Here is a 16,146-nt window from a genome sequence, read left to right as displayed (position 1 = left end):
TGCCATGGCCACCGCCGTTCACGTCTCCCCGCAACTGCCTTGGCGCACGGGCCTGGCCTATGGCGCGCTGGCCGCGCCGCTGGCCTTCGTGTCGCTGCCGCTCTACGTGAACCTGCCGCACCATTACGCCAGCGTCGCCGGCGCGCCGCTCGCGGCGCTGGGCGGCGTGCTGCTGGCCACGCGCGCGCTCGATGCGCTGATCGATCCCGCGCTGGGGCGCCTGGCCGATCGGCTGTTCGCGCGCGGCCAGCTCCATGCCTGGTGGGCCGCGACGCTGGCCTGCATGCTGCTGGCGCTGGGCTTTGCCGCGCTGTGGCATCCGCCCCAGGGCAGCGAGACGGCGATGCTGGCCTGGCTCGCGGGTGCGCTGCTGCTGACCACGCTGGCGTATAGCGCGGTCTGCATATTGCATCAGGCCTGGGGCACGCGTTGGGGCGGGGCGCCGGCCTGGCGCGCGCGCGTCACGGCCTGGCGCGAAGGCGCGACGCTGGTCGGCGTGCTGCTCGCCAGCGCGCTGCCGCTGTGGCTGGGCTTTGACGCGACCAGCGCGCTGCTGGCGCTGGGCCTGCTGCTCGGGCTCTGGAGTCTGCGCCGCGTGCAGGTGGCGGCAGTCGCGCAGGCGTCGCCATCGGCCGACTTCTCGCGCAGCTCGCCCTGGGCGAATGCGGACTTTCGCTGGCTGATGCTGGTGTTCATGCTCAACGGCGTGGCCAGCGCGATTCCCGCGACGCTGCTGCCGTTCTTTGTCGCCGACCGATTGCAGGCGCCGCAGTGGCAGCCGCTGTTCCTGCTGGGCTACTTTGGCGCCGCGGCGCTGGGGCTGCCGCTGTGGGTGCGCGCGGTCGCGCGCTGGGGCCTGGCGCCAAGCTGGCGCGCGGGCATGGGCCTGAGCGTTCTGGCCTTCGTCGGCACGCCCTGGCTGGGCGCGGGCGATGGCGCGCTGTTCGCCGTGATCTGCGTGGCCAGCGGGCTGGCGTTGGGCGCGGACCTGGCCTTGCCGGCCGCGCTGCTGACCGGCGTGATCCACCAGGCGGGCGCGGGCGGGCGCGACGCAGGCCGCTATCTGGGCTGGTGGACCTGCGCCACCAAACTGAATCTTGCGCTGGCCGCAGGCCTGGCGCTGCCATTGCTGTCGTGGGCCGGCTACCGCAGCGGCAGCACCGACGCCGCCGCGCTTCAGGCCCTGGCCTGGCTCTACGCGGGCCTGCCTTGCCTGTTGAAGCTGGGCGCCGCGCTGGCGCTCTGGTTCGCCGAACGCCACAACCCCACCTGGAGATACACGACATGAAGCCATCCACATTTGCGCTGCCGCGGCGCGCGGCCCTGGGCCTGGCCTTGTCGGCGCTGCTCGCGGGCTGCGCCGGCCCCGAAGTCAAGGACTATGCGCAGGAAACGCCCGTGCTGGACCTGCGCGAGTATTTCAGCGGCCCGCTCACGGCGCAGGGCATGTTCACCGATCGCTCGGGCAAGGTGGTCAAGCGCTTTTCGGTGCAGATGAGCGGCCGCTGGGACGGCGACAACGGCACGCTCGACGAGCATTTCGTCTACAGCGACGGCACGACGCAGCGCCGCGTGTGGCATCTCAAGCACCTGGGTGACGGCCGCTATACCGGGCGCGCCGACGATGTGATCGGCGAGGCCGTGGGCCAGAGCGCGGGAAATGCCTTCCACTGGAAGTACACGCTGGCCCTGCCCGTCGATGGCCGCGTGTGGAACGTCGAGCTCGACGACTGGATGTACCGCATGGACGCGCGCGTGCTGCTCAATCGCACCGCCATGACCAAGTTCGGCCTGCACCTGGGCGACATCACGCTGGCGTTCGACAAGCCGCCCAAGGACTGACCACCATGCCTTTCTTCGGAGCCCCTCTCAACGCGCCCCTGCGCGACTGGACCGGCCGCTGGGTCTGGGTCATAGGCGCGTCTTCTGGCATAGGCCGCGCCACGGCCTCGGCGCTGTACAGCGAAGGCGCGCGCGTGATCGTCTCGGCCCGCCAGGCGCCCGCGCTCGCGGATTTCGTCGCCAGCCACCCGGGTTGCGTCGCGCTGCCGCTGGACGTGGGTGATCTGCAGGCCATGCATGCCGCGGCCGCGCAGGTGCGCTCGCTGGTCGGCCAGAGACAGGGGCTGGCGCTGCTGCTGTATTGCGCCGGCCACTACCGTGCGCAGAGCGCGACGGCCTTCGATCTGGCCGAGATGCAGCAGCATCTGGCCGTGAATTACGGCGGCGTGCTGCATCTGCTGGACGCCGTGCTGCCGCAGCTGCTGGCCGCAGGCCAGGGCCATCTGAGCCTGGTCGGCAGCGTGGCCGGCTACCGCGGCCTGCCGATGTCGCTGGCCTACGGGCCGACCAAGGCCGCGCTCAACAATCTGGCCGAAAACCTCTATCTCGATCTGCAGCCGCGCGGCATAGGCGTGTCCATCGTCAACCCGGGATTTGTCGAGACGCCGCTGACCGCGCAGAACGCTTTTCCCATGCCCGGCCTCATCAGCGCCGACGAGGCCGCCGCGCGCATGCTGCAGGGCTGGGCGCGCGGGCGTTTCGAGATGAATTTTCCGCGCCGCTTCACCGCCTGGGTGCGGCTGCTGCGCTGCCTGCCAGATGCCTGGTACTTCGCCGCCGTGCGCCGCACCACCGGAGCCTGATCCCATGCCCACGTTTTCCTCCGACCCCCGACTGGCTGCCGTGGTGCTGGCCTATGAAGCGCTGCGCGCCGAGACCGTGCCCGCGCTGCTCGCGCTCTACAGCCCGCTGGCGCGCTTCAAGGACCCGTTCAACGAAGTCCAGGGCCGGGCCGCGATAGGCTGCGTGTTCGAACATATGTTCGCGACCGTCAAGGCGCCGCGCTTCATCGTGGACCAGGCCGTGAGCGAAGGCGACCAGGCCTTTCTGACCTGGGAGTTCCTGTTCGAGCGCGCCGGCGGTGCGCAGATGTGCATACGCGGCGCGACCCATCTGCACTTCGCGGCCGATGGCAGCGTGGACCTGCATCGCGACTACTGGGATGCGGCGCAAGAGCTTTACGCCAAGCTGCCGGTGCTGGGCGCGCTGATGCGCTGGCTGCAGCGCCGGCTGGCGGCGCGCCCGGCGCCGTGAGGCCTGCCACGCGCAGTCGCCGATCGAGTCTTGCCTGCCGCCGCCAAAAGGAATCTTCTCCGCGAATCGATAGTTGCGCAAAATTTCCAAACGAGGAATTCAAGTTCTGGGGTTTGGCTTACGATGCCACTGCACTCGGAACACTAGGGCTGCGCCAGCGCGATTCAGAAATATTTGTCACGAAGGGTCCATCAGTGAAGCCCTGCGCATCCATCCCCTCGCAGTTGCGTTCACAAGTGATGCCCGAGGTCGATTCCATGGCCAATGCCAAGGCATTGGCGATTGCAGCGATCACCGCCTTGCTGGCCATGTGCATCCCCGTGAGCTACTGGATTTCAAGGAATCAGCTCGTGGAGCAGGAAGTGCGCTCGGAGATAGCCTTCGAGGTGGGCAATGTGAAATCCCTGCTGAGCAATCAGTTCAATGGATTTGATCTGATCACCCGCAGCGTCAAAGGCTTTCTTGACGCATCGCAGGAGGTCACTGCGAGCGAGTTCCGTGCATTTGTGCGCTCGCTGAACCTGCAGGCGATTTCCCCGGGCCTGCAGGGTGTGGGTTTCGCAAAACTGCGCTCCGGCCGCAATGCGCAAAACAGTGCCATGCCGCTGTTTCGCGCACCGCCGCAGATGTATGAGGCAGCTTCTGCCGGTGTGCTGCGCACCCATGCGCCCATCATGTTCATGGAGCCGCTGGAAGCCAACAGGAATTCCATAGGTTTCGATATCTTCACTGTGGAACGCGCGCGCGCTGCAGCGGAACTGGCGGGCGAGACCGGCGATCTGGTCGCGTCCGAGAAGATATCGCTGGTGCAAGATGCGTCCGCCGCGCCGGTCGCGGGATTTGTGCTGTATCTGGCGGTTTACAGGGGGCTGAGCCGGTTGGAGGCGCCAGGAGCGCCTGAAGCCCCAAAAGCGCTGAGCGGCTGGGTGGATGTTCCTTTTCGCCTGGCCGATGTTCTCCAGCCAATCGCGGCGAGCCTGCCGCCAGGCTTGCAACTGGTGTTCTTTGAAAAGGAAGCCGGGGGCAGGGAGGTCTTACTGCATGGATTCCTGGATGGCGCGACGATTGATGCAACGCGAATTGTCGATTCCGAATTCTCCAGTTCGGACTATCTGCAATTTGGCGGCAGGAAATGGCACTTCAGGATAGACCCGACGACGAACTACGTAGGGGCACAGCATACGGCAACGCATCACTGGATTGCCGCCATCGGCGCACTGCTGAGCATCTCCCTGGGGTACATCGTCTTTTTGATATTGACATCGCGCAATCGCGCCGAGGCCTTGGCACTGCAGATGACCGCCAGCATGCGGGAGGTGACTGAAGACTTGAACGGCACACTGGACGCCATCCCGGATCTGCTGTTTGAAATGGACCTGGATGCCCGCTATCTCGAACTGCGCGCCAGCAACAAAGCCGGTTTCATCATGCCGGCGGATCAGATGCTGAACCGCACGGTATGGGACATTCTTCCTCCCGCGGCCGCAGAGGTCGTGCATCGCTCCATACGCGAGGCAAATGCTTCGGGCAGAAGCACCGGCAGTCGTCTTGAAATCCCGCTGGGCGATGACACTCGCACCTTCGAGCTTTCGATTGCAAGAAAGCAGACTTTCAATGATGCCGCGGCCCGATTCATCGTTCTGTCCAGAGATGTCACTGAGCGCACGCGCGCGGAGCAGCAGGCCCAGCATCTGGCGTATTTCGACATTTTGACCGGGCTTCCCAACAGGCGGAATTTCCTGGCGTCGGCGCAAAAGATACTCGACGAGACCGGTATACAGCAGGTTTTCGGCGCCGTGCTGATGATAGATCTTGATAAATTCAAGTCTGTGAATGACCAGTGGGGTCATCAATGTGGTGACGAGATATTGCGGCAGGCCGCTTGCCGAATCAGGAGCGTGGTGGGTGATCCCCATATCCTGGCCAGGTTCGGCGGCGACGAATTGATTGTCATCCTGACAGGCTTGGGAGAGTTTCTCGCGCTGGCCAGAGCCGGCGCGGAAAAAATCTGCCAGGAAATATTGGCGCAGATATCGATGCCGATTGCTGTTGATCTCAGGGAGCATAGGATTTCAGCGAGCATAGGTATCGCGGTCTTTGATGGAGGCCAGAAATCCCTGGATGAAATAATCAGCGGTGCAGATTCCGCGATGTACCACGCAAAAAGCGATGGACGCAATGGATACAGGTTTTTCGACAGGGAGCTGCAGAAAGTCATGGCGGAGCGCGTGGGTCTGGTGCAGGATATGCGCGCAGGACTTGCTGGAAATGAGTTTCATGTGCTTTATCAGCCCCAGGTGGGAGTGACAGGCAAGGTCATGGGTGCCGAGGTTCTGTGCCGCTGGACCCATGCCGAAAGGGGCCCGATTCCGCCATCGCAGTTCATCGAGATGGCGGAAGGCAGCGGATTTATTTTTCAACTGGGACAATGGGTTTTGCGCAAAGCGTGTGACACCTTGTCGGCCTGGAAAACCGACCCTGATTTGTCAACACTCAGGCTGGCGGTCAACGTCAGTGCGAAACAGTTTCACCATCCGGATTTTGTGGGAAATCTGCTTTCCATCATCCATTCAACGGGGATAAATCCTGAGTTGCTTGAGTTGGAGCTGACGGAAAGTATTTTGGCTCAGGATGTCGACAGCATTGCTGAGAAAATGCGATTGCTGAAATCCATTGGAGTTTATTTTTCCCTCGATGACTTTGGAACTGGGTATTCTTCCTTGAATTACCTCAAGCGTCTGCCCTTGGATCAGTTGAAGATCGATCAGTCATTTGTGCGGGATTTGATGACTGACAGCGGCGACGCTTCGATTGTGCGCACCATCATATCGTTAGGGGAGAGCCTGGGCTTGGATGTGATTGCCGAAGGCGTGGAGACTTTGGCCCAGCATCAATTCCTGCTGGACAGCAGATGCAGGAGTTTCCAGGGCTATCTGTTTTCACGCCCGCTTTCATGCTTGGATTTTGTTGGTTTTGTTAAAACATGAATTGAAATCGGCAGAAAATGATGGATGAAAAAACAAGAGACGATGAACTCCTGTCGCTTTGCAATGCCAGTGCCTTCGAAAGCATAGAGGAGGCTCACAGGGAACTGCTGCAATGCCTGAAGGAGCACATACCGTTTGCTCTATGGATGGTGACGACGCTCGAGGATGATGACTGGGTCGTGGTGCACAGCCTCGACAACAGTTATGGAGCCAAGCGCGGCAAGCTTTTTTCGTGGAGCGATACTTATTGCAAGCATATGGTGCGGGGTGACGGGCCCTTCTTCGCCGAGGATGCCCAGAAGATTGGCGTCTACCAGGCCGCGCCCATCAACCAACAGGTGGGATTGCCGATCGGCGCCTACATCGGCCTGCCCCTGTGGAAGGAAAACGGCGAGTTGTCGGGGACCCTGTGCGCCCTTGATCCCAGCCCGCAGCAGCCATTGACCTACGCGCAGAAATTCCTGGTCTGCACTGTGGCCCGGGCGCTGAGCACCTTGCAGATCAGCTATGCGGACGCGGAAGACTCGCGCCGCGAGGCCGAACGCCTGAAGTATGTTGCCGAGACTGATTTGCTCACGGGGCTTGCCAATCGCCGTGGTTGGGAATGGGCGCTCCACGATCAGGAAAATGCACTGCATAGAATCACTCAGAACTCGGCGATCATCATGATCGATCTCGACGATCTCAAGCTGATCAATGATTCTGGCGGGCATGAGGCCGGCGATGCCCATCTGCGTGCCGCCGGCACTTTGATTCGCAGCCAGTTCCGCGGCAAGGACGTGGTGGCGCGCATCGGTGGCGATGAATTCGCGGTTCTGGTTCCCAACATATCGAAGCGCGAAGCGCTGCAGATGGAGGAGCGGCTCAGGCAAGCACTGGCGCAGGCCGAGATCCGCGCCTCCGTCGGGTCTGCGCTCCGCCTGGCGTACGACTCCATGGAGGAGGCCCTGGCCGCAGCGGATGGGGCCATGTATGCGGACAAGGCCCTGCGCAAGCCCCGCCGCACCAGCAGCGCCGGGATGCTTTGACAGGCGGCGTCAGGTGCGCGGCATGGCGCGCTGCGGCTGGCTGAACAGCTCCTCGATGCAGGCGCGCAGCCAGACCTTGGCCGGCTCCTGGGAAAAGCGCCGGCTCCAGTGCAGCGAGACCTCGAAGCGGTGGTCGGGCAAGCCCGCGTCGACCACCGCATAGCCGCCGCCGCGCACGAAGCCCGCGGCGATCTCGTGCGGCATGATCACGGCCAGATCGGTCTGGCTCACGATCGACGGCACGGCCAGGAAGTGGGCCGCCGACAGCCGGATGCGGTGCGTGAGTTCGAGCGCCTGCAGGATGCGCAGCGTCTCCGAGTGCGAGCGCACGGCGACGAACTCGAGCTGGCGCAGCGCCTTGATGCCTAGACGCGCGTTCTGGCCTTTTTGCAGCAGCGCGTGGCCGCTGCGCAGCAGCACGCAGTAGTGGTCCTGCAGCAGCACGCTGCGCTCGGTGCTCAGCACGCCGGGCAGAAAGCCTATGGCCGCGTCCAGCGTGCCGCGGTCCAGTGCATCGGCGATGGCGTCCATGGGCAGGGGCAGCGTCTCTATGCGTATGCCCGGCGCGCGCGCGCGCAGCGCCGCCATCAGCGCGGGCAGGAAGCGGGCTTCGCCGATATCGCTCAGATGTATGCGAAACACCTGCTGCGCGGCGCGCGGATCGAAGTCCTGGGCTTCGCCCAGGCCGACTTCGAGCGCGGCCAGCGCCTCGCGCACCACCAGCGCCAGGCGCTCGGCGCGCGGCGTGGGGCGCACGCCGCCATGCACGCGCTCGAACAGCGCATTGCCCAGCAGCAGCCGCAGCCGTGTGACGGCCTGGCTCGCGGCAGGCTGCGACAGGCCCAGCTCCTCGGCCGCATGGCTCACGCTGCGGTGGCGGTAGACCGCATCGAACACGCGCAGCAGGTTCAGGTCCAGCCGGTTTATATCCATGGGATGAATATCTCTTAGATGGTTTATGCAGTTGCTGGAAATTATGACCGCGGGCACGATGCGCTGTACGCCAAGGAACCGAAATGCAAGAGACAACCCCCCAGAATTCCGCCCCCGATCCCAGCTCCTTCACCGTGCGCCACGCGGTGATCGACCTGCTGCGCCAGCTCGGCATGACGCGCATCTTCGGCAACCCGGGCTCGACCGAGCTGCCGCTGTTTCGCGACTACCCCGAGGACTTCTCCTATGTGCTGGGCCTGCAGGAGGCCGTGGTCGTCGGCATGGCCGACGGCTATGCCCAGGCCACGCGCCGCGCCAGCTTCGTGAATCTGCATTCGGCCGCTGGCGTGGGCCATGCGATGGCCAACATCTTCACTGCGTTCAAGAACCGCACGCCCATGGTGATCACCGCGGGCCAGCAGGCGCGCTCCATCCTGCAGTTCGACCCGTTCCTGCATTCGAGTCAGGCGGCCGAACTGCCCAAGCCCTATGTGAAATGGAGCTGCGAGCCGGCGCGTGCCGAGGACGTGCCGCAGGCGCTGGCGCGCGCCTACTACATCGCCATGCAGGAGCCGTGTGGCCCGGTGCTGGTGTCGATTCCCGCCGATGACTGGGACCACCCGGCCGAGCCCATCGCGGTGCGCGAAGTCGGCTTTGAAAGCCGGCCCGACCCGCGCGTGCTCGACATGATAGGCGCGGCGCTCGACGGCGCGCGCGCGCCCGCGCTGGTCGTGGGCGCGGCCGTGGACCGCGGCGCGGCCTGGGACGCGGTTGTCGCCCTGGCCGAACGCCACCAGGCGCGCGTCTATGTCGCGCCGATGTCGGGGCGCTGCAGCTTTCCCGAGGACCATCCGCTGTTTGCCGGCTTCCTGCCCGCGATGCGCGAGCGCATCGTGCAGCTGCTCGGCGGCCACGACGTGGTGTTTGCCGTCGGCGCGGCGACCTTCACCTACCATGTCGAAGGCCAGGGCCCGCACATTCCGCAAGGCGCGGCGTTGTACCAGCTGATCGAGGACCCGGCAATTGCCGCCTGGGCCCCGGTGGGCACGGCGGCCATAGGCAATATCCGCCTGGGCGTGCAGGAGCTGCTCACGCGCCCCGCGCCGGCCCCGCGCGCGGCGCCCGCAAGGCGTGCTGCCGCGCCGCGCGCCCAGCCACCCGCAGCCGGCCAGCGCATGTCGGTCGCCTGGGCGATGCAGACGCTGGCCGAGGTGCGCGATCCGCGCAGCATCATCGTCGAGGAGGCGCCGAGTTCGCGCTCGACCATCCAGGCCCATCTGCCTATCTTCCATTCCGGCACTTTCTACACCATGTGCAGCGGCGGCCTGGGCCACAGCATGCCCGCGGGCGTGGGCGTGGCGCTGGCCGAGCCGGCGAAGAAAGTCATTGCCGTGATCGGCGACGGCTCGAGCATGTACGCCATCCAGGCGCTGTGGAGCGCGGCCCAGCTGCGCCTGCCGATCACCTTTGTGATCCTCAAGAACCGGCGCTACGCGGCGCTGCAGGAATTCGCCAAGGTGTTCGGCTACCGCGACGGCGAGAAGGTCGAGGGCACGGAGCTGCCCGACATCGATTTCGTGGGCCTGGCCAGGGCCCAGGGCTGCGACGGCGTGCATGTCGAAGATGCGCTGCAGCTGCGCGCCGTGCTCGAGGCGGCGATCGCCGCGCCGCGCCCCATGCTCGTCGAAGTCGAAGTGGCCTGAGCCGGGGGGCGCGCAGCTAGCGGCGCGCGGCTAGCGGCGCGCGGCCAGCGGCGCGCAACAACAAGAAATTCACAAGGAGACAAGACATCATGACATTCCATTCCCATGCCACGCGTCGCCAGGGCCTCAAGGCCTTTTCGGCGCTCGCCGTGGCCGCGCTGGGCAGCTTTGCGCTGCCCGCCGCGGCCCAGAACTGGCCCGAGAAGCCCGTGCGCCTGGTCGTCAATTTCGCGCCCGGCGGCGCGGCCGACGTGCTGGCGCGCGCCATCCTGCCCCAGCTGTCCAAGACGCTGGGCCAGCCCGTGATCATCGAGAACAAGCCCGGCGCGGGCGGCAACATCGGCATCGCCGAGACCGTGCGCGCGGCCAAGGACGGCTATACGTTGCTGCTCAGCTCCGGCGGCGCGATCACGATCAATCCGATGATCTACGAAAAGCTGGCCTTCGACCCGGCGCGCGATCTGACGCCCATCGCGGCGGTGGCGCGCGTGCATGTCTACCTCGAGACCCACCCCGATGTGCCGGCCAAGAACGTCGCCGAGTTCATCCAGTACCTCAAGGCCAATCCGGGCAAGGTCAGCTACGGCTCGCCGGGGCAGGGCAGCTCGCCGCATCTCGCGGGCGAGATGTTCAAGCGCATGGCCAAGGTCGATGCGGTGCATGCACCCTACCGCGGCGCGGCGCCCGCGCTCAACGATGTGATCAGCGGCCAGCTGCAGTACTGGTTCGATCCGGGTCCGGGCCTCAAGCATGTCGATGCCGGCAAGCTGCGCCTGCTGGCCGTGGGCAGCCCGCAGCGCTCGCCCCAGTACCCCAATGTCCCCACGCTCGCCGAAAGCGGCCTGCCGGGCTTTGACGCCGACACGCTGTTCGGCATCTACGCGCCCACGGGCGTGCCCGACGTGGTCGTCAACAAGGTGCGCGACGGCATTGCCAAGGCGATGGAGCAGAAAAATGTGCGCGACATCGTTGCCGGCCTGGGCGCAACGCCGGCGGTGATGACGCGCAAGCAGTTCATAGACCACCACGCGGTCGAGGCCGAGCGCTTCGGCGAACTGGTCAAGAGCATAGGGCTCAAGGCGGACTGACAGAAGCCGCCGTCGAAGGGCCGTCATGGCCCGGTCGCCATCGTTGCTGAATCCAATGGCTTATTGCCTGCGTATAGCCAAGTATGCAAGACACGATTTCCTGGGTTGGCAGCAAACCAACAGCGCGTCTGCAAACCGGCACTTCTACGCACAATGTGTGGATGAGCGCCAATACACCGGACAGCGAACTGATGGACCTTCTGGACCGCATTGCCGTGCAAGAGGAAGCTGCGCTCAAGCAGCTCTATGAGCACAGTGCCGCCCGCCTTTACGGGCTGGCATTGCGCATTCTCGGCAACAAGGAATGGGCCGAGGATGTGCTGCAGGAGAGCTTCCTGGGCATCTGGCGCAATGCCGGAAGTTACCGCGCTTCGCTGAGCCCGCCGCTGGCCTGGATGGGACTGGTGGTGCGCAGCCGCGCGCTGGACTTTCTGCGCCGGCGCCGCGCCGAGCGCATGCATGTCAGTGTCTCGCTCGACGATGCCGAAGGTTTTCTGCCGGCCAGCGACGCGCTCGGCCCGATGCAGCTGGCGCAGGCCAGCGAGCAGGCGCTGGTGCTGCACCAGTGCATGCAGCGGCTGGAGCAGGCCCAGCGCGAGGTGGTGAGCCTGGCCTATCTGCGCGACCTGAGCCACAGCGAGCTGGCCAGCCAGCTGAAACTGCCGCTGGGCACCGTCAAGACCTGGGTGCGCCGCAGCCTGGAGCAATTGCGCAAATGCATGGCGCGGCATGTATGAGCGCGAGGAGCGCTGACCATGAATCTGATACAGAACACTGAATTGCTCGACCGCCTTGCCGCAGCCCATGCGCTGGGCACATTGCGTGGCGGCGCGCGCCGGCGCTTCGAACAACTGGCGCGTGAAAATGCGCAGGTGCGTGCCACGGCCTTGCTGTGGCAGGAGCGCTGGTCTGCGCTGTCCGAAGTGCAGGCGCCGGTGCAGCCCGATGCCGCGGTCTGGACGCGCATCGACAATCTGCTGCAGGCCGAAAAGGCGCGCGCTGCGCGCACGCGGGCCGTGCCCGAACGCCGGCTCTCCTGGTGGCGCAATGCGGCCTGGGCCGGTGCGTTTGCCACGGTGGCCGCCGTTGCCGTGGGCCTGTGGTCGCACCAGGGACTGCGCCAGACCACGGCCCAGCAGCTGGCGCAGTTGCAAAGCCAGCTGCAGATAGCGCAGGCCACGCCGCAGATCCAGTATGTGGCCGTGCTTGCCGATGGCAAGCAGGACCCGTCGATGCTGGTGACCTTCGATGCGCGCCAGAACCGTCTGGTGCTGCAGCGCGTCGGCGGCTTTCGCGAAGATGCGGACCGATCGCTGCAACTTTGGGCCTTGCCGCCCCAGGGCGCGCCGCGCTCGCTGGGCGTGCTGGGCCAGGGGCGGATCGAGCAGTTGCCGGCGCGCGAAGCCCAGGTGCAGGCCGTGCCCACGCTGGCCATCAGCCTGGAGCCCAAGGGCGGCGTGCCCAGCGAAACCGGACCCACGGGGCCGGTGCTGTTTACCGGCGCGCTGATTCGCAAGGATCTGTGACCGAGCTCAGGTCGGCCAGATCCAGATGATGGCGCTGGTCATCAGCAGGTAGCGGAAGAACTTGCCAATGGCCATGTAGAGCAGGCATGGCCAGAACGGCAGACGCAGCCAGCCCGCGACCGCGCACAGCGGGTCGCCGACCAGCGGCAGCCAGCTCAGCAGACAGGCCTTGGCGCCGAAGCGGCGCAGCCAGATGCGCGCCTTGCGCTCATGGCGCGAAGGCTGGCGCGCGGCCTTGCCGGTGCGCGGCCCGCCATCGATCAGACGGCGCTGCCTGGCCGCATGCCAGGCCTTGTGCGCTCCCAGCCCCATCCACCAGCTGATCGCCCCGCCCAGCGTGTTGCCGGCCGTGGCGACAAGAATCGCCTGCCAGAACAGATCGGGGTTGAGATGCAGCAGCCCCGCGACCGCAGGCTCGGAGCCCAGCGGCAGCAAGGTCGCCGAGATCAGGGCGACGAGGAATACCGTGCTCAGCCCGAACTGCGGCAGCGACAACCATTCCAACAACTGATGCAACCAGATTTCCATGTGACGCAAGTGTAGGCCTGGACTGGCTTGTCTTTGTGCCGAGCACGGTTAAGGTGGTTACTTGACGAAACAAAGAGAGGTGTTGCGCTATGCCTGGAGAACAAGAAATGGACAGGGCGAGGGGCTGCAGCTGGGTCTGCAGTGGCGTGGGCGTGCTGGCCCTGGGGCTGGCCGGTTGCGCGGCGCTGCCCCCCCAGGGCGTGGCCGGGCAGGGCGAGTCTGCGGCTACGGCGCAGATCGCTTCGGTGCTGTCGCAGACCGAGTGCCGGGGTCTGGCCGGCCAGCGCGCGCATCTGCAGGCGGTGCACGCCACGCTGGCACGCGACGGCATGGCGCTGCGCGTGCTCGGCTGCCCGCAGCTTGCATCGAGCGCGCAGGCCGCAGCCGATCGGCAGGTGCTCGCGGTCGCGGTGCTGGTCGTCGATGGCGTGCGCGCCGCCAAGACCGTGCGCGGACCGCTGGCCGATGGCGAACTGCTCGACATGGGAAGTGCCGCGCCCCAGGCCGCGTCTGGCCGCGCGCAGCGCGTGCGCGCCGCGGCCCTGGTGCAGCCGCCAGACGATGCGCTGTCGCCCGACGTGCTGTACAACCGCGCCTGGCTGCGCACGCTCATGGGCCGCGAAGGCCTGCGTGCCGTGCCTGACAGATGGTGGGCATTCGTGCCCCGCTGAGTCGCCGAACCTGGCCGCGGCCAGGCAGCGGCCAGGCAGCGGCCAGGCAGCGGCCAGGCAGCGGCCAGGCTAGCGGCTGCAGCCTGCGGGCGCAGCGACCTGCAGGCCAGCTGACAATATTTATCAGTGAAGGGCTTCAATTCGGAGAAAATGCGGGTCTATGGAAAGTCCTATGTGCCCAATGCAGCTTTTCCGCTTTCTGAGTGCCGCAGCGTGATTTCGTACCTGTACGTTGAAGATGACGAAGACATCCGTGAGGGTGTCGCTGCGGTGATGGAAGCCGGGCATCGCGAAATCGTTTCCCTGCCGCATGCCGAAGCCGCGCTCGCCTTGGAAGACTGTGCGCGCTTCGATGTGCTCATCACCGATGTCAGTCTGCCCGGCATGTCCGGCACCGATTTGGCGAAGCACTGGCTGCGGCATGACGCGCAGCGGCATGTGCTGTTGTTCTCAGGCTATGAGATGCTGCATGGCCTGGCCACGATAGGCCCCAACGTGCGGTCCTTGCTCAAGAGCGTGGAGCCCGAGGAGCTCGAAGCCGCGTTGTGCCGCATAGAAAGCGCTCTATCCCCCAGCGCGCCGTAGCTGGCGCGCGCCGGCTTCAGGGCGCGCTGGCGCGCGCCTTGCCGGCGCTCTGCGCTTTGATGGCGTCGAGCAGCTTTTGCGGCTGCAGCGGCTTGGCCAGGTGGAAGTTGAATCCTGCGTCCATGGCCAGCTGCCTGTCGGTTTCACGGCCGAAAGCCGTGAGCGCAATCGCCGGCACGCCGGCATAGGCGTCCTGCGAGGCGCGCACATACCGAATGAGATCGTAGCCGTCCTTGCCGGGCAGGCCGATGTCGCTGACCAGCATGTCGATGACTTGCGCCTTGAGCGCGGCGACAGCCGTCTCGTAGTCGCCGGCCATCGAGACCGTCGCGCCGCGCTCCTGGAGAATCAGCACCAGCAGGTCCGCGGCTTCCCTGTCGTCTTCGACCACCAGAATGCGCATGCCCAGCAGATCCTCGGCCCCGCCCGACATGGCGCCTGCATCGTTGCCCGGTGACGGTTCATCCCCGACCAGACCTTGGGGCAGGGTGATGCTGACGCTGGTGCCCAGTCCCAGTCCCGCGCTGGTGATCGATATCTCGCCGCCGTGCAGGTCGACCAGGTGCTTCACGATGGACAGGCCCAGGCCCAGGCCGCCCGCGGACCGGCTTCCAGGCGTCGCCACCTGGGTGAATTTCTCGAAAATGCGGTCGAGAAACAGCGGCTCTATGCCTTTGCCGTGATCGCGCACCGTCAGCAGCAGCTGGCTGTCTCTGGTCGACAGAATGACTTCCAGCGTCCCGCCTTCGTTGGAGAACTTGATGGCGTTGTTCAGGATGTTCCAGAAGATCTGCTGGAACCGCGCCGGATCGAGGAATGCCTTGATGCTGTTGTTGGGGATGTCGAGGCTCAGCGTCAGATGCTTGGCCTCCATGAATGCCTTGAGCGAATCCAGCGACGACGAAATGAGCGTGCCGGGCTCTATCCATTCGCGCTCCAGCGCCAGCTTGCCGGAGTTGATTCTGGAGACATCCAGAATATCGCTGATGATGCGCGCCTGCGTGCTGGCGTTGCGCTTGATCGCATCCAGGCTCTTGGCGAACTCCTCGGGCGGGGAGCGGCGCAGCAACTGGTGCACGTTCATCATGATGGCGCTCAGCGGGTTTCTGAGCTCGTGCGAAAGCACGGCGACGAAGTCGTCCTTGGAGCGGCTGTAGCGTTCGGCCGCGGCGCGCGCCGCCTGTTCCCTTTCCAGCAGCAGCTCGCGTTCCTGTTCGAGCGCTATGCGATTGGAGACGTTCGACACCGCGGCGACGCGCAGCTCGCTTCCCACCCCGGCCGCCATGCTCCATTCGAGATGCAGCAGCTTGCCGTCGGCGTCCAGGAAAACCACTTCCTCGCGCCACAGCGATTGGGCATTGCGTGCCGTGATGATGTGCTGGATGTGTGCCTCATGCCCGGGCGCGGAGAATTCAGCCACCGCGCGGCCCAGCACCTCCTTGGCGCTGCGCCCCATCATTTCCAGCATGGCGGGGTTGGCGTCGACGAACTGGCCCAGGTCGTCGATCAGGGCGATGCCGCTTTGCGCCTGTTCGTAGATGGAGCGGAATTTGGCTTCGCTCTGATGCACTCTCTGCTCGGCGAGCCGCGCGCGCACCAGGGCCTGTATGGTCGCGACCAGCATGGCGGGCTCGGCGGGGTGGGTCAGGTAGGCGTCCGCGCCCGCGTCCAGGCCGGCCACCTTGTCGGTGTCCGCGATGAACGCGGCCGACAGATGAACGATGGGCAGCGAGCGCGTGGTCTCGCGCTCGCGGATTTCGCGGCAGACTTCGAAGCCGCCGATATCGGGCAGATGCACGTCGAGAACAACGGCGGAGATGTCGCCCAGCGACAGGTCGAGCGCGCTTTGCCCGGTATCGGCTTCAATCGTGCGAAAGCCTGCGGCGCGCAGCGAGCGCGAGGTCGCATAGCAGGTGACGGGATTGTCGTCGACGACCAGCACGGTGTGCAGGGACCGGTCTATGCTGACATTGAGCCTGGCGGAGGTGGGCTGCATATGGC

15 protein-coding genes are annotated in these 16,146 nt (G+C 65.5%); 12 read left to right on the top strand and 3 right to left on the bottom strand.

Features of this window, described 5'->3' with window-relative positions; genetic code table 11:
• The first annotated feature begins 4 nt into the window (after window positions 1-4).
• The 6 genes from ACSVDO_RS17695 to ACSVDO_RS17670 all read left to right on the top strand — a co-directional run bounded on the left by ACSVDO_RS17695 (window position 5) and on the right by ACSVDO_RS17670 (window position 7,111).
• A complete protein-coding gene (locus ACSVDO_RS17695) occupies window positions 5-1,288 on the top strand; it encodes an MFS transporter (RefSeq protein WP_489593725.1) in 1,284 nt (427 codons plus the stop codon).
• Entirely contained in the window at window positions 1,285-1,842 is a 558-nt protein-coding gene (locus ACSVDO_RS17690) for a DUF3833 domain-containing protein (RefSeq protein WP_489593724.1), read from the top strand. The genes ACSVDO_RS17695 and ACSVDO_RS17690 overlap by 4 nt, the downstream gene beginning before the upstream one ends.
• A gap of 5 nt (window positions 1,843-1,847) precedes the next feature.
• Complete coding sequence (locus ACSVDO_RS17685; RefSeq protein WP_489593723.1) at window positions 1,848-2,645, top strand: SDR family NAD(P)-dependent oxidoreductase; 798 nt, start codon at window positions 1,848-1,850, stop codon at window positions 2,643-2,645.
• Between the two features lie 4 nt (window positions 2,646-2,649).
• Window positions 2,650-3,096, top strand: coding sequence for a nuclear transport factor 2 family protein (locus ACSVDO_RS17680; protein WP_332534915.1), 447 nt, complete (start codon window positions 2,650-2,652; stop codon window positions 3,094-3,096).
• 257 nt (window positions 3,097-3,353) lie between these two features.
• The gene (locus tag ACSVDO_RS17675) at window positions 3,354-6,083 is read left to right on the top strand and encodes a bifunctional diguanylate cyclase/phosphodiesterase (RefSeq protein ID WP_489593721.1); all 2,730 of its coding nucleotides are present in this window, start codon (window positions 3,354-3,356) and stop codon (window positions 6,081-6,083) included.
• Between the two features lie 17 nt (window positions 6,084-6,100).
• A complete protein-coding gene (locus tag ACSVDO_RS17670; RefSeq protein ID WP_489593719.1) occupies window positions 6,101-7,111 on the top strand; it encodes a sensor domain-containing diguanylate cyclase in 1,011 nt (336 codons plus the stop codon).
• Between the two features lie 9 nt (window positions 7,112-7,120).
• Here ACSVDO_RS17670 and ACSVDO_RS17665 read toward each other — a convergent pair whose 3' ends face one another.
• On the bottom strand, window positions 7,121-8,044 hold the full coding sequence (locus ACSVDO_RS17665) for a LysR family transcriptional regulator (protein ID WP_332534910.1): 924 nt from the start codon (window positions 8,042-8,044) through the stop codon (window positions 7,121-7,123).
• Between the two features lie 83 nt (window positions 8,045-8,127).
• Between ACSVDO_RS17665 and mdlC the strand changes: the two genes are divergently transcribed.
• From mdlC to ACSVDO_RS17645, 4 genes are all read left to right on the top strand, one after another.
• Window positions 8,128-9,747 carry a benzoylformate decarboxylase gene (mdlC, locus tag ACSVDO_RS17660; protein WP_489593717.1) on the top strand — a complete coding sequence of 540 codons (1,620 nt, stop codon included), beginning with the start codon at window positions 8,128-8,130 and terminating at the stop codon, window positions 9,745-9,747.
• An 89-nt stretch (window positions 9,748-9,836) separates the two neighbouring features.
• The gene (locus tag ACSVDO_RS17655) at window positions 9,837-10,835 is read left to right on the top strand and encodes a Bug family tripartite tricarboxylate transporter substrate binding protein (protein ID WP_332534907.1); all 999 of its coding nucleotides are present in this window, start codon (window positions 9,837-9,839) and stop codon (window positions 10,833-10,835) included.
• 161 nt (window positions 10,836-10,996) lie between these two features.
• Window positions 10,997-11,572, top strand: coding sequence for an RNA polymerase sigma factor (locus tag ACSVDO_RS17650; RefSeq protein WP_332534905.1), 576 nt, complete (start codon window positions 10,997-10,999; stop codon window positions 11,570-11,572).
• 18 nt (window positions 11,573-11,590) lie between these two features.
• Complete coding sequence (locus ACSVDO_RS17645; RefSeq protein ID WP_489593714.1) at window positions 11,591-12,361, top strand: anti-sigma factor; 771 nt, start codon at window positions 11,591-11,593, stop codon at window positions 12,359-12,361.
• 6 nt (window positions 12,362-12,367) lie between these two features.
• On the opposite strand, the gene ACSVDO_RS17640 is transcribed toward ACSVDO_RS17645, so the two are convergent.
• The gene (locus ACSVDO_RS17640) at window positions 12,368-12,877 is read right to left on the bottom strand and encodes a YqaA family protein (protein WP_332534901.1); all 510 of its coding nucleotides are present in this window, start codon (window positions 12,875-12,877) and stop codon (window positions 12,368-12,370) included.
• A 119-nt stretch (window positions 12,878-12,996) separates the two neighbouring features.
• Here ACSVDO_RS17640 and ACSVDO_RS17635 point away from each other — a divergent pair, with 119 nt between their 5' ends.
• On the top strand, window positions 12,997-13,560 hold the full coding sequence (locus ACSVDO_RS17635; RefSeq protein WP_489593712.1) for a hypothetical protein: 564 nt from the start codon (window positions 12,997-12,999) through the stop codon (window positions 13,558-13,560).
• Between the two features lie 126 nt (window positions 13,561-13,686).
• The gene (locus tag ACSVDO_RS17630) at window positions 13,687-14,145 is read left to right on the top strand and encodes a response regulator (protein WP_489593710.1); all 459 of its coding nucleotides are present in this window, start codon (window positions 13,687-13,689) and stop codon (window positions 14,143-14,145) included.
• A gap of 16 nt (window positions 14,146-14,161) precedes the next feature.
• Here ACSVDO_RS17630 and ACSVDO_RS17625 read toward each other — a convergent pair whose 3' ends face one another.
• The gene (locus tag ACSVDO_RS17625; RefSeq protein ID WP_332534895.1) at window positions 14,162-16,141 is read right to left on the bottom strand and encodes a hybrid sensor histidine kinase/response regulator; all 1,980 of its coding nucleotides are present in this window, start codon (window positions 16,139-16,141) and stop codon (window positions 14,162-14,164) included.
• Window positions 16,142-16,146 lie beyond the last annotated feature (5 nt).

Source organism: Comamonas sp. DB36 (assembly GCF_057914905.1).
This window is presented reverse-complemented; position numbering and strand designations above follow the sequence as displayed.